The organism is Mycobacterium sp. 1245499.0 (assembly GCF_001673615.1).
In the GTDB taxonomy this organism is placed as follows: Bacteria; Actinomycetota; Actinomycetes; order Mycobacteriales; family Mycobacteriaceae; genus Mycobacterium; species Mycobacterium europaeum_A.
Window position 1 is genome coordinate 1 of the sequence record NZ_LZMG01000225.1, and the last position, 12,282, is coordinate 12,282.

General features: G+C 68.1%; 11 protein-coding genes. 3 read left to right on the top strand and 8 right to left on the bottom strand.

What is annotated here, in order from left to right; genetic code table 11:
* Window positions 1–837 (top strand): spirocyclase AveC family protein (locus A5646_RS12545; protein ID WP_067021939.1); only part of this gene is annotated, 837 nt, incomplete at its 5' end.
* A gap of 59 nt (window positions 838–896) precedes the next feature.
* Here the strand turns inward: A5646_RS12545 and A5646_RS12550 are convergent.
* The 4 genes from A5646_RS12550 to A5646_RS12565 form a co-directional block, all read right to left on the bottom strand.
* Window positions 897–2,792 (bottom strand): lysophospholipid acyltransferase, encoded by a 1,896-nt coding sequence (locus A5646_RS12550; protein WP_067021940.1) that lies wholly within the window; start codon window positions 2,790–2,792, stop codon window positions 897–899.
* Window positions 2,789–4,615, bottom strand: a complete 1,827-nt coding sequence (gene fadD11, locus A5646_RS12555; RefSeq protein WP_067021942.1) for a fatty acid--CoA ligase FadD11 — start codon at window positions 4,613–4,615, stop codon at window positions 2,789–2,791. Before fadD11 ends, A5646_RS12550 begins: the two co-directional genes overlap by 4 nt.
* A 99-nt stretch (window positions 4,616–4,714) precedes the next feature.
* Window positions 4,715–5,188 carry a VOC family protein gene (locus tag A5646_RS12560; RefSeq protein WP_065155408.1) on the bottom strand — a complete coding sequence of 158 codons (474 nt, stop codon included), beginning with the start codon at window positions 5,186–5,188 and terminating at the stop codon, window positions 4,715–4,717.
* Window positions 5,185–5,586: a helix-turn-helix domain-containing protein gene (locus A5646_RS12565; protein WP_065155409.1), complete on the bottom strand. Its 402-nt coding sequence runs from the start codon at window positions 5,584–5,586 to the stop codon at window positions 5,185–5,187. Before A5646_RS12565 ends, A5646_RS12560 begins: the two co-directional genes overlap by 4 nt.
* A 61-nt stretch (window positions 5,587–5,647) precedes the next feature.
* Here A5646_RS12565 and A5646_RS12570 point away from each other — a divergent pair, with 61 nt between their 5' ends.
* Together A5646_RS12570 and A5646_RS12575 are read left to right on the top strand one after the other, a co-directional pair.
* Window positions 5,648–6,097 carry a PPOX class F420-dependent oxidoreductase gene (locus A5646_RS12570; protein ID WP_067021944.1) on the top strand — a complete coding sequence of 150 codons (450 nt, stop codon included), beginning with the start codon at window positions 5,648–5,650 and terminating at the stop codon, window positions 6,095–6,097.
* Window positions 6,094–7,035: an MBL fold metallo-hydrolase gene (locus tag A5646_RS12575; protein WP_067021946.1), complete on the top strand. Its 942-nt coding sequence runs from the start codon at window positions 6,094–6,096 to the stop codon at window positions 7,033–7,035. The genes A5646_RS12570 and A5646_RS12575 overlap by 4 nt, the downstream gene beginning before the upstream one ends.
* A gap of 91 nt (window positions 7,036–7,126) precedes the next feature.
* Here the strand turns inward: A5646_RS12575 and dnaE are convergent, their stop codons facing one another.
* The 4 genes from dnaE to A5646_RS29875 all read right to left on the bottom strand — a co-directional run.
* Window positions 7,127–10,666 carry a DNA polymerase III subunit alpha gene (dnaE, locus tag A5646_RS12580; protein WP_067021948.1) on the bottom strand — a complete coding sequence of 1,180 codons (3,540 nt, stop codon included), beginning with the start codon at window positions 10,664–10,666 and terminating at the stop codon, window positions 7,127–7,129.
* A gap of 117 nt (window positions 10,667–10,783) precedes the next feature.
* Window positions 10,784–11,221: an SRPBCC family protein gene (locus A5646_RS12585; RefSeq protein WP_066861001.1), complete on the bottom strand. Its 438-nt coding sequence runs from the start codon at window positions 11,219–11,221 to the stop codon at window positions 10,784–10,786.
* A gap of 164 nt (window positions 11,222–11,385) precedes the next feature.
* Window positions 11,386–12,189 carry an SDR family oxidoreductase gene (locus A5646_RS12590; protein ID WP_066861004.1) on the bottom strand — a complete coding sequence of 268 codons (804 nt, stop codon included), beginning with the start codon at window positions 12,187–12,189 and terminating at the stop codon, window positions 11,386–11,388.
* Between the two features lie 4 nt (window positions 12,190–12,193).
* A partial coding sequence (locus A5646_RS29875) for a hypothetical protein (RefSeq protein ID WP_231998306.1) occupies window positions 12,194–12,282 on the bottom strand: 89 nt, incomplete at its 5' end.

The window sequence follows — 12,282 nt, forward strand, 5'->3', positions numbered from 1 at the left end:
ATGCTTATGGTCTCGATGGGTCTGCTGTTCTTCCAGGATCCACTGCTCAACTACCTGAACACCTGGTGTACCTACAACACCTGGATGCCGAACCGGGGTTCCTGGTCGTCGAACATTCCGGGGTGGGTGTCCCCGGAGGTACCCGGACATCAGGTCGTGGAACCGCTGCTGACCAACGTGCCGGGCTACTCATTCGGCAATCTGCTGATCGTCATGCTCGGATGCTGGGTGATGCGCAGGATCAAGGCCCGCTGGCCGGGCGTCAGCAATGCACCCTTGATCGCCCTTGCCTTCGCGTTCAATATCTTGCTCGACTTCGTCATGGAGGGCCTGATCTTCTTGCCGATCGGGTTCTACGTGTATCCCGGTGCGATTCGGGCGGTTTCGATCAACGCCGGAACGTATTACCAATGGCCCGTCTACGAAGGCCTGATGTGGGGCGGTGTCCTGACCGCGCTGTGTTGTCTGCGTTTCTTCACCGACGACCGGGGGCGCACCGTCGCCGAGCGCGGGCTCGACCATGTCCGAGGTGGATTCGCCACAATCCAACTGACCCGCTTCCTCGCCATATTCGCCGCGGTGAGTGCCTGCTTCTTCTTCTTCTACAACCTCCCGGCGCAATGGATCGGCATGCATGCCGACCCCTGGCCTGCAGATGTCCAGAAACGTTCGTACCTCAACGGTGGTATCTGCGGTGACGGCACCGATCAGCCGTGCCCCAATCCCGTCCTGCCGATGCCCACGAAACGCTCCGGTTACATCGACACCAGCGGCCACCTGGTCCTACCGAAAGGAGCCGGGCTCCCCACCACGGAGCCCTTCGAATCGCATCGGTGAGCATCTGATCGGCCGATGACCATTGCGTGATCCAATCACGTTGCGCGACAAGGCGAGTTTCACTGGGTCCTGGCCAGCTCCGCAATGGTGTTCACCCGGCGGACGGCCGCGGCGATCTCCTCGGCGAACTCACGGCGCCGCCGGGCGATATCCAGGTCCGCCACGCCGTCGACCAGTTCACGATGCCGGGCCAATCGCAGCGCGGTCTTGAACAACTCCATTGACCTCGACTCGGCGCTGGCGATCCTGCGTTGCAGCTCCCACTGCTTGCCCACCTCGAGACATTCGGCGAGAAACGCGTCCTCGTCGAACGATTCGTCGTCGTAGTCGGCGAGCCGGTCGGCGACGATGTGGTAGGCGTCGAGGAACGGGCGCAGCACGAGGTGCGCCAGCAGCACGTCGGCCTTTTCCAGCAGGCCGCGCACGTCGCCCGCGCTGGCCGCCTTGCTGGTGTCATCCACCCGCCCGAGCAGGCGGACCTCGTCGGCGAGCTCCTTCTCGAATTGCGCTCGCGCGGAGAACAAAAACTCGAACTTCAGCAATTCGCGCAACTTCAGCGCCTCATCGCGCACGGCGCTCGGCTGGACCAGCCCGTCCACCGAGCCCTCGGCGTCCTCGGTCGCGGCCAGCAGCGCGGTCTCGGCGATCGCGCGATCGACCACGATGTGAATGGCGGCGTTGCGGTAGAAGGCGGCGACCAGGTGCTGTTCGGCCCCGATGCCCCAGACCGGTTCGGTGCCGGCGTCGTACACGCTGACCACGCCGGAGGCCACCAGCTGGTGCAGGGTCCAGCGGATGGTCGAGCGGTTGGTCAGGTCGGCGGCGCCGGCCACCTTCCAGTTGCGCGCCGCGATGTAGCTCGCCAGCGGGCGCACGGTGGCCAGCACCTCGCTGATGGACAGCGAGCGGTCGGCGCCCAGCAGTGCGAGGCTCACCACCGCGGTCGGGGTGACGGGCGTGGCGCGGTTGATCCGGTGTTCGACGTCCAGCGCGATGCGTTCGATCTCGGTGCTGGCGCCGGACTCTTGCAAGGCGCGCAACTCCTCGAGGCGCTTGCGCAGCGGCAGTGGTTCACCGAAGTCCAGGTACGCGCGGCCGAGCCGCTCACCCTGCTGGCGCGCCAGCCGGATCAGGAAGCGGAAGTCTTCGGGCCGCTTCGTCGCACCGTAGGCCTCGGTGGTCATGGCCTCCACCTCGTGCAGCTGGTCGTACACGATCGACGTCGGCACCAGATACACCTCGGGGCCGTCGATTTCGTCGACGGCGTCGCTGATGTAGCGCAGAATCCCGAACACCGGCGGGCGCAGCTTGCCCGTCCTGGTCCGGCCGCCCTCGATGGACCAGGTCAGGTTGGCGTGGTTTTGCACCAGCTGCGCGGCGTACGCGCGCAACACGAAGCGGTAGACGGGAATGTCCTTCGTCTGGCGCCGAATGAAGATGGTTCCGGTGCGCTTGGCCCAGGCGCCCATCGGGAAGAAATTCAGGTTGGCGCCGCCGAAGGTGAGCGCGGGCGAGAGCCGGTTGGCCTGGATCACCTCGGGCAGCAGCAGCCCATCCAGATAGGAGCGATGCGAAAAGGCAAACGCCAGTGTGGCTTTGCGGTCCAGCTTGCGCAGCTGGGCGATCTGGTCCTCGTCGGTCAGCACGTCGTAGGCGCGCATCAGCCAGCAACTGAAGCTGCGCCAGGCCTTCACCGCCCGCTCGTCGAGCGAGGGCGCCATCTCGCGCAGGTAGCTTGCGGCCTCGGCGCGCACGCTGTCCAGGTCGCGCCCCAGCTCGTGGGCCAGCTTGCCCAGCCGCTCGTCATACCATGGCGCGCCCAGCAAATCGGCGACTTCGGCCGGGTCGGTCGACAGCGGCGACGTCGATTCCTCGACGATGCCGGTGCGCTGCAACAGCTTTCGTATACCCACGCGGCCCATTTCGCGGGCCGCGCCCGCCGGTCCCCCGATCATGCCGGCTGCACCGACACGGCCTCGGCGGGCTCGTGCACGTCCGGATGCGGTTCGGGCGCATAAAGCTGCTCGATCTCCTCGGCGTATTTCGCCATGATCGGCTTGCGCTTGAGCTTCATCGTCAGCGTGATCTCGTCACCGCCGGGCTCCCACAGGGTGGGCAGCACGCGGAACCGCTTGATCTGTTCCACCCGGGACAGCTTCTCGTTGCCCGCGGCCACCCCGGCGGCGATCTGCGCGATGACCTCCGGGTCGGCCGCCAGGGCGGCGGGCGAGGCGTCGGACAGGCCGCGCTGGGCGGCATACGGGCCGACCGAGTCGGCGTCGAAGACCATCAGCGCGGTGTTGTAGGGCCGCCCCTCGCCGATGGCGATCATCACGCCGACCATCGGGCACGCGGCCAGGATGGCGTTTTCGATGTTGGCCGGCGACATGTTTTTTCCGGCGGCGTTGATGATCAGCTCCTTCTTGCGGTCGACGATGCGCAGGTAGCCGTCGGCGTCGACCTCGATGATGTCACCGGTGTGCAGCCAACCGTCGGCGTCGATCGCCTCGGCGGTCTTCGCCGGTTCCTTGCGGTAGCCCTTCATCACCAGCGGACCGCGGACCAGAAATTCGCCGTCCTCGGCGACCCTGCCCTCCAAGCCGGGCAGCAGCTTGCCCACGGTGCCCAGCCGCGTGTCGTCCGGATGTGCCACGCTGGCAGCGCAACTGAGCTCCGACATGCCCCAGACCTCGCTGATCGGGATGCCTATCCCCGCGAAGAACGCCAGTGTTTCCTTGGGGATCGGCGCGGCGCCGGACACCGCCCAGCGCAGTTCGCCGAACCCAAGCCGCTCGCGCAGCTTGGACAGCACGAGCTCATCGGCTTTGGCCCACTCGGCGGTCAGCTCGGCCGGCTCGGGCTCGCCGCCCGCCAGCGCGGCGGCGCGCCTGGCGGCCACCGACATCGCCCATTGCAGCGCCTGGCGTTTGACGTCGTCGGTCTCGCTGGCGGCAACGAATTCGATTGCGGCCTTGAGCTTTTCCCACACCCGAGGCACCGCGGCCCAGACCGTGGGCCGCACGTCGGGCAGCGCCGCCGCCACGGCGCGCGCGTCGTCGACGGCGGTCACCTGGGTGCCGAACACCTCCAGCGGGTACAGGGCCATCATCCGGTCGGCAATGTGCGCCGAGGGCAGATACGACGTGGTCCGGTCAGCGAACCGGCTGCCGAGCACGGCGTCAAGCCCGTGCGCCTCGAACAGCAGGCTGGCGTGCGTCATCTCCACGCCCTTGGGGTTGCCGGTGGTCCCGGAGGTGTAGATGAGTGTGACGACGTCCTCGGGTTGCACCGCCCGCCAGGTGGCCTCGAAGTCGAAATCCGTGCGCGCGGCGGCATACAGGTCGTTCACCGAGATGGTGCCGGGCGGCGAACCGTCGATGCACACGATGTGCTCGATGGGTGCACCGCTGGCGCGAATGCGGTCCACGTACTGTTCCTCGCAGATCGCGATCTTGGTGCCGGCGTTGTCGAACAGGTAGGTCAGCTGCTCGGCGGGCAACGTGTTGTACACCGAAAACGATGTGGCCCCAAGGTGTTGGGCGCCGATCTCGAACGGGTAGAACTCGATCCGGTTCGCCATCATCAGCGACACCGTGTCGCCCCGCCGGACCCCAAGACCGGCCAGGCCGGCGGCGACCTTGCGCACCTGCTCCGCGAGCTCTCGCCACGTCAGCGTCCGGGCGCCGCCGGGCGTCCGGAGCGCGACGGCCTCGGGGTCGATCGACGCGGTGCGCTGGAACGCCTCGCACAAGGTGGCCGGGGCCTGCCCTGTCGTCATGTCCGTCCTCCTCGCCGCCGCATCAGCATCGCCTTCGTGAGCCTACGTCCGAGCACAGGGGCGGGGAACATATCGCGCGACTTCGCCGGCGGGGCCGGGTCACGACCCGGGGCGCCACAGCTGCACCGTGCTCGTCGCGCCGCCGGGCAGCTCGACCAGCTCGATCGGCGTGCCGTCCGGGTCGTAGACGAAGAACATCCGCACTCCCCCGATGTCGACGGGCGGGTCGGCCCGCACGCCCGGGTGGTGGCGGGTGACGGTGTCGAAGGTGGCGTCGAGATCGTCGACGCGAAACGACATGTTGGTGTAACCCAGGTGCGGACCGCTCGGGCACTCGGGCACGGCGCCCAGCGACAACAGCTCCACCATCGCGGCCCCGATCAGCCCGCCGATCATGCGGCCCCGCTGGGCGGCACCGCCGGTGACCGAATCCAGTGCGGCGCCCTCGAGTTCGACGTCGAACACCACGTCCATGCCCAGCACCGCGGTGTAGAAGGCCAACGAGGCCTCGATGTCGGAGACGCCGACGCAGACGTGCGAGAAGTTCCGCACGGCGATGGGATGCTGGGTCATGCGGGCTCCTTGCCGGTGTGCGGTGGGTGAATGCCACAGGTACAGGCGTCAATTGAGGGGCACGTGCAGCGCATTCCCCATTCGATGACGGCCCGCGCGCGGGCCAGCGACTCCAGCTGCGCGTCGATCTCGGCGAGTTTGGCCTTGGCCAGGGCGCGGCTGACCGGCCGCCCCGGCGCGTCGTCGGCGAACAGCAGCTGGATCTCCTCCAGCGAGAACCCGGCGGCCTTGCACAGCGCGATCACCTCCAGGCGGGCCAGAATCGAGTCGTCATAGCGGCGCTGGCCGCCCAGCCGCGCCGGCTCCGGCACCAGGCCGATCTGCTCGTAGTAGCGCAACGCCGTCGCGGCCACCCCGGCCTGGCGCGCCACCTCACCGATCGTCAGGCTCGGCGCCATCGCGGCCTCCCGGGAATTCAGTGCTTGACTTCGAGTCAACTCTAAGTCCTTGACTGTGGTCATGACCATCCCTCGAGAACTCAGCGAGTCTCGCTACGCCCTGCTGCGCTCGTTTCGCCGCGACGGCAGCCCCGTCGACACCCCGATCTGGTTCGCCTTCGACGACGGCGGGTTGCTGTTCCGCACCAAGGTGGGCCCGAAGACCCGGCGGCTGGCCGCGCGCCGCGACGTCGAACTCGCGGCCTGCGACTACCGGGGCCGGCCGCGGCCGGGCGCGGCTGCGACGTCCTGGGTGGCCGGCCGGGCCACGGTGCTCGCCGGCGCCGACGCGGAACGCGCCAACCGCGTGCTGCACCGGCGCTACGGCTGGCAATGGAACATCGTGCCGCTGATCAAGGTTCCCGGCGTGACCAACGTGCACCAAGACCTGTGCGCGAGAGAGAAGCTGCGGCGCACCCGCGACCGCGGGGTGTGGCCGGGCAGCGTCATCGTGCGGGTGGAGCTGCCATGACACAACCGCCGGTGGCCGACCCGGTCCGCTCCCCCGGGATCCGCCAATGTTGCAGCGCCGCAGCGGGACTGGTGCTCGGCATGGTGCGCCCGCGGCGGCCCGACGAGCGGTTCATCCGCAGCGTCGCCGACGCCGGGCTGCCGACGCCCGGCCGCACCGTGACGGTGACCGCGCTGCCCCAGGTGCCGCGGTCGGTGCCGACCGCGGCGATTGTCGAGGGCGCCTTCACGCCGGCGCGCATCGAGAACTCGCTGACGTCGTTCGTGGTCGGGCACCCGCAGGCCACCTTCATCGTCGACCCCGCCGTGTGCGTCGACGTCGAGCGACGAGCGATCGCCCAACTGCCCGCGGTGCTGCGGGTCGCGGTCCGTCCCCCGGCCGACACCGTCCCCACCATCACCGCGCTGGGCCGGGCGCCCATTGCCGCGCCGTTGGATTTCGCGCTGCCCACCCACGCGCACTGGGACCACGTCTCGGGCCTGCTGGACCTGCCCGGGCTGCCCGTGCACCTGCACCGCACCGAACGCGACTGGATCGGCGCCGGGCCCGTCGCGCCCGTCGGCGGCGTGCGGGATTCATTGCGCGGCAGGCCCGTTGTCGACTACGAGCTGGACGGGCCGCCGGTGCTCACCTTCACCCGAAGCCACGACCTCTTCGGGGACCAGTCCGTGCTGCTGGTCGACCTCGCCGGGCACACCCCGGGCAGCGTCGGGGTGCTCGCCCACACGGAACGCGGCTGGATCCTGATCGCCGGCGACGCGGCCTGGCACGCCATGCAGATCGAGATGGTCCGCCAAAAGTCAAGCTATCCGGGTCTTTTGGTGGACGAGGATCGCGAGCAGACCTTCAAGACCCTGCACCGACTGCACCTGGCGCGTCACGCGGTCACGATCGTCCCGACCCACGACCACCAGGCCGTGCTGGGATTGAGCACCTAGCGCCGGCGCCCAGTGTGAAACCAGCTTCACGTTCGGTTGCGAGCGTGAAACCAACTTCACACTCGCGGAGATCGGTGATCCGACGAAGCGCCTAGCCGCCCAGGCAGCCGGGGCCGAGCAGCGCCTTGAGGTCGCCCATCAGCGCCGGCGACGGCGTAACCCGCAGGGAGGCATCCAGTTCCAGCGTGGTGATGCGGTCCCCGCTGATCAGCCGCAGATGCACCTGTGCCGTCCCGGGGTGGCGGGCCAGCACCTGCTTGAGCGCGGTGACCTTGTCGATGGTGCACTGGCGCGTCGGCAGGCTGACCGCCAGCGGCCGGTTCGGCTGGGCATTGGAGAAGTCCGGCACCACAAGCTCGTTGGCGATCAGCGCGACGCGGTCGTCGCGCAGCGAGACCTTTGCTTTGATCAGCACCACGACGTCGTCGGCGATGTCGGCCCCGTACACCGAGTAGGCCTGCGGGAAGAACATCACCTCGATGCCACCGGTGAGGTCCTCCAATTGGGCTGACGCCCAAGGCATTCCGTTCTTGTTGACCCGCCGGTTGACCGACGCGAGGATGCCACCCACCCGCACCTGGGTGTCGTTGGGGACATCGCCGTCGAGGATGGCCGGGATCTGGGTGTCGACCTGAGCGGTCAGCAGGTGCGCCACCTGGTTCAGCGGGTGCCCGGACACGTAGAGCCCCAGCATCTCTCGCTCCAGGGCGAGCTTGTGCTTGTCCTCCCACTCGTCGTCGGGCACCTTGATGTTGAACACGGAATCGCAGCCGACCCCATCTTCTCCGCCGCCGAACAGGTCGAACTGGCCCATGGCCTCGGCCTTCTTGGTGCCCAGCACCGAGTCGACCGCGTCGGTGTGCACCAGGAACAGGCCCTTGCGGGCATGCCCCAGCGAGTCGAAGGCGCCGGCCTTGATCAACGACTCGGTGACCTTCTTGTTGCAGGCCGCCACTTCGATCTTGTTCAGGTAGTCCGAGAAGTCGGTGAACTTGCCCTTGCCGTTGCGGGTGCCGATCAGCGAGCCGACCACGTTGGCGCCGACGTTGCGCACCGCGCCCAATCCGAAGCGGATGTCGCGCCCCACCGAGGCGAAGTTCACCAGGGACTCGTTGACGTCCGGCGGCAGCACCGTGATGCCGAGCTTGCGGCAGTCGGCCAGGTAGACCGCGGCCTTGTCCTTGTCGTCGCCCACCGACGTCAGCAGGCCGGCCATGTACTCGGCCGGATAGTTGGCCTTCAGGTAGGCCGTCCAATAGGAGACCAGCCCGTAGCCGGCCGCGTGCGACTTGTTGAACGCGTACCCGGCGAACGGAAGGATGGTGTCCCACAAGGCTTTCACCGCTTTTTCGGAGAAGCCGTTGGCGGTCATGCCTTCGTAGAAGCCCTTGTACTCGGCCTCGAGCACCTCGAGCTTCTTCTTGCCCATCGCCTTGCGCAGCGCGTCGGCCTTGCCCATCGTGTACGAGGCGACCTTCTGGGCGATGAACATGATCTGCTCTTGGTAGACGATCAGGCCGTACGTCTCGGCCAGGATCTCGCGCAGCGGCTCCTCGAGCTCCGGGTGGATCGGCTTGACCGCCTGACGACCGTTCTTGCGGTCGGCGTAGTCGTTGTGGGCGTTCATGCCCATCGGCCCCGGGCGGTACAGGGCCAGCACCGCGACGATGTCGTTGAACTCGGTGGGCTGCATGCGGCGCAACAGATCCCGCATCGGCCCGCCGTCGAGCTGGAACACGCCCAGGGTGTCGCCGCGGCCGAGCAGCTCGTAGGTGGGCTTGTCGTCGAGCGGCACCGACTCCAGGTCGAGGTCGATTCCCCTGTTGGACTTGATGTTCTCCAGCGCGTCGCCGATGATCGTCAGGTTGCGCAGACCCAGGAAGTCCATTTTCAGCAGGCCGATGGCCTCACACGACGGGTAGTCCCAGCCGGTGATGATCGCCCCGTCCTGGGGCCGCTTCCACAGCGGGATGGCCTCGGTCAGCGGCTCGCTGCTCATGATCACCGCGCACGCGTGCACGCCGGCGTTGCGGATCAGGCCTTCCAGGCCGCGCGCGGTCTGGTAGATGGTGCGCACGTCCGGGTCGGTCTCGATCAGACCGCGGACCTCCGCGGCTTCTTTGTAGCGCTCGTGGTTTGGGTCGGTGATGCCCGACAGCGGGATGTCCTTGGCCATGATCGGCGGCGGCAGCGCCTTGGTGATCCGGTCGGCGATCGCGAAGCCGGGCTGGCCGTAGTGGATGCGGGCCGAATCCTTCAGGGCCGCTTTGGTTTTGATGGTGCCGAAGGTGATGACCTGCGCGACGCGGTCCGAACCCCACTTCTCGGCGGCGTAGCGCACCATCTCGCCGCGACGACGGTCGTCGAAGTCGATATCGATGTCGGGTGCCGACGGGCGCTCCGGGTTGAGGAAACGCTCGAACAGCAGACCGTGCGGGATCGGGTCGATGTTGGTGATGCCCAGCGCGTAGGCCACCAGCGAGCCCGCCGCCGAGCCACGCCCCGGCCCCACCCGGATGTCCACCGAGCGTGCGTAGTTGATCAGGTCGGCGACGATCAGGAAGTAGGACGGGAAGCCCTTGTCGCAGATGACCTTGATCTCGTACTCGGCCCTCTCGACGTAGTCCTGGCCGACGCCGGACGGGAACCGGCGCTGCAGCCCGGCCATCACCTCGTGGTGCAACCAGCTCGCCTGGTCGTGTCCCTCGGGCACCGGGAAGATCGGCATCCGGTCGCGCGGCGCCCACACGTCGTCGTAGGGCTGCACCCGCTCGGCGATCAGCAGGGTGGAGTCGCAGGCGCCGGGCACCTCGTCGTCCCAGATCTGGCGCATCTCGGCGGCCGACTTCAGGTAGTAGCCGTCGCCGTCGAACTTGAACCGGTTCGGGTCCGAGAGCGTCTTGCCGGTCTGCACGCACAGCAGCGCCTCGTGGTTGTGGGCGGCGTCGCGGGTGACGTAGTGGCAGTCGTTGGTGGCCAGCGGCGGGATGCCCAGCTTGCGGCCGATCTCGAGCAGCCCTTCGCGGACCCGGGTCTCGATGGACAGGCCGTGGTCCATCAGCTCCAGAAAGTAGTTGTCGGCGCCGAAGATCTCGCGCCACTTGGCGGCCGATTCCAGCGCCTCGCGCTCGTGGCCCAGCCGCAGTCGGGTCTGCACCTCGCCCGAGGGGCAGCCGGTGGTGGCGATGATGCCCTCGGCGTGTTCGGCGATGATCTCGGCGTCCATCCGCGACCACTTGCCGAGCTGGCCCTCGAACGACGCCAGCGAGGACAGTTTGAACAGGTTGCGCAGGCCGGTGGCGTTCTCGGCCACCATCGTCATGTGCGTGTAGGAGCCGCTGCCGGACACGTCGTCGGACTTCTGGCCCGGGTCGCCCCACAGGATCCGGCGGGTGTCGAAGCGCGAGGCCGGCGCGATGTAGGCCTCGACGCCGATGATGGGCTTGATCCCGGCCTTGGTCGCCGCGTTGTAGAACTCGCTGGCGCCGAACATGTTTCCGTGGTCGGTCATCCCGACCGCCGGCATCTGCAGCCGGTCCACCTCGGCCAGCATCGGCCCGATCTTCGCGGCACCGTCCAACATCGAATACTCGGTGTGGTTATGCAGGTGCACGAAGGACGAGTGGTTCATAGGGACGCCAGTCTAGGACCGCGGACCGACACTGGTTGGGCGTGTCGCCGCGTGTGTCTGTGTTTATTGGCGACGACCCGCCGCGCCCGGCTTCGGCGCGCTTGCGAACGCCACGGATCAGTCGTTGGCGTATAACTCGACGAAGTTCTTCAGCGACTTCTGCATGTCGCCCTTGACGGCGCGCGCCGCCGCCGAGCCCACCGGGCCGAACAACGCCCGGCCGCCCAGTTCCAGCCGCAGACCCAGCGTCGAGCCCTCGCCGGTGGGTCGCACGGTGAGGGTGACGGCGTACTTGGCGCCGCCCTTGCCGGACCCCGACAACGCCACCTCGTGCGGCGGGTCCCAGGTGGTCACCGTCCACGTCACCCGGTTGCGGAAACCCTTGGCCCGCGCCACTCCGACGATCTCGGTGCCCTCGGCGATCTCGTCGGGCAGCTCGCTGCGCCATCCCTCGTGCATGGTCAGCCAGTCGCCCAGGTCCGACAGGTCGGAGACGTGGTCCCACATGTCCTGCGGGGTCATCGGGACATCGGCGGTCAGGTCCACAGCAGCCACCGCCCGAGCCTAGCGCCCGGCCTCATCCGGCACTTGCGCCGCGGCGGGCCGCCATATTCCGCGAGACTGCATCTACGCACACCCGTCTCGGCGTGTCGCGTACGTAGGTTCAATGTCGCGGTCTCGCTCGTTGATGCGAGACGGGCCCCGACCCGGCGACCCGCTCAGCTCTTGGGCCCGCCGCGGAATCGGCTGCCGATCCGGATGCCGGGCAACAGCAGGCTGCGCGGCGCGAACCGGCCGCCGGTGCTGACCACCTTGGGCACCACCCCGGGCACCACCGTGCGACGGCCGGACAGCATGCCGACGATGGCCGCCTCGGCAACGTCGCGCGGCGCGACCTGCGCGATGGGGATGCTGAACCGCTCGGCGTTGGCGATCTCGGCCCACTCGGTCGGCACCGGTCCCGGGCACAGGCAGGTCACCGACACGCCCGTGCCGTGTAACTCCTCGTGCACCGCCTCCGAGAACGTCTGCACGAAGGCCTTGGTGGCCGAGTACACCGCCATGTAGGGAACCGGCTGGAACCCGGCGATCGACGCGATGTTCATCACCGCGCCCGCCCCGCGGGAGACCATGCCCGGCAGCGTCGCGTGGGTGAGCTCCATCAGCGCCAGCGCGTTCAGCGTCACCTCTTCGCTCTCGCGCTCCAGCGGCAACTCGTGAAACACCCCGCTGGTGCCGAAACCGGCGCTGTTGCACAGGCCGGCGATCGGCTCGGTGCGCAGCCGGCCCGCCAGTTTGGCGCGGGCCTTGCTGTCGCTGAGATCCAGCGGCAGCACCTCGACGGCCACGGAGTACTCCTGGCCCACCTCATTGGCCAGTTCGTCGAGGCGCTCGCGCCGGCGCGCGACCAGCAGCAGCGGGAAGCCGCGACGGGCCAACCCGCGGGCCAGTTCGGCGCCGATACCCGACGAGGCGCCGGTGATGACAACGGTGGTCTGCAGGTCAGGTTTTGGAAGGCTCATGGTCTCACCAATGTATCCCGCGGGTCGCCCGCACGAAGTTCTCGCTGCGCTTATCGAATTCCGTTGCGTCGCTCGATGATTCATCTCCCTTGG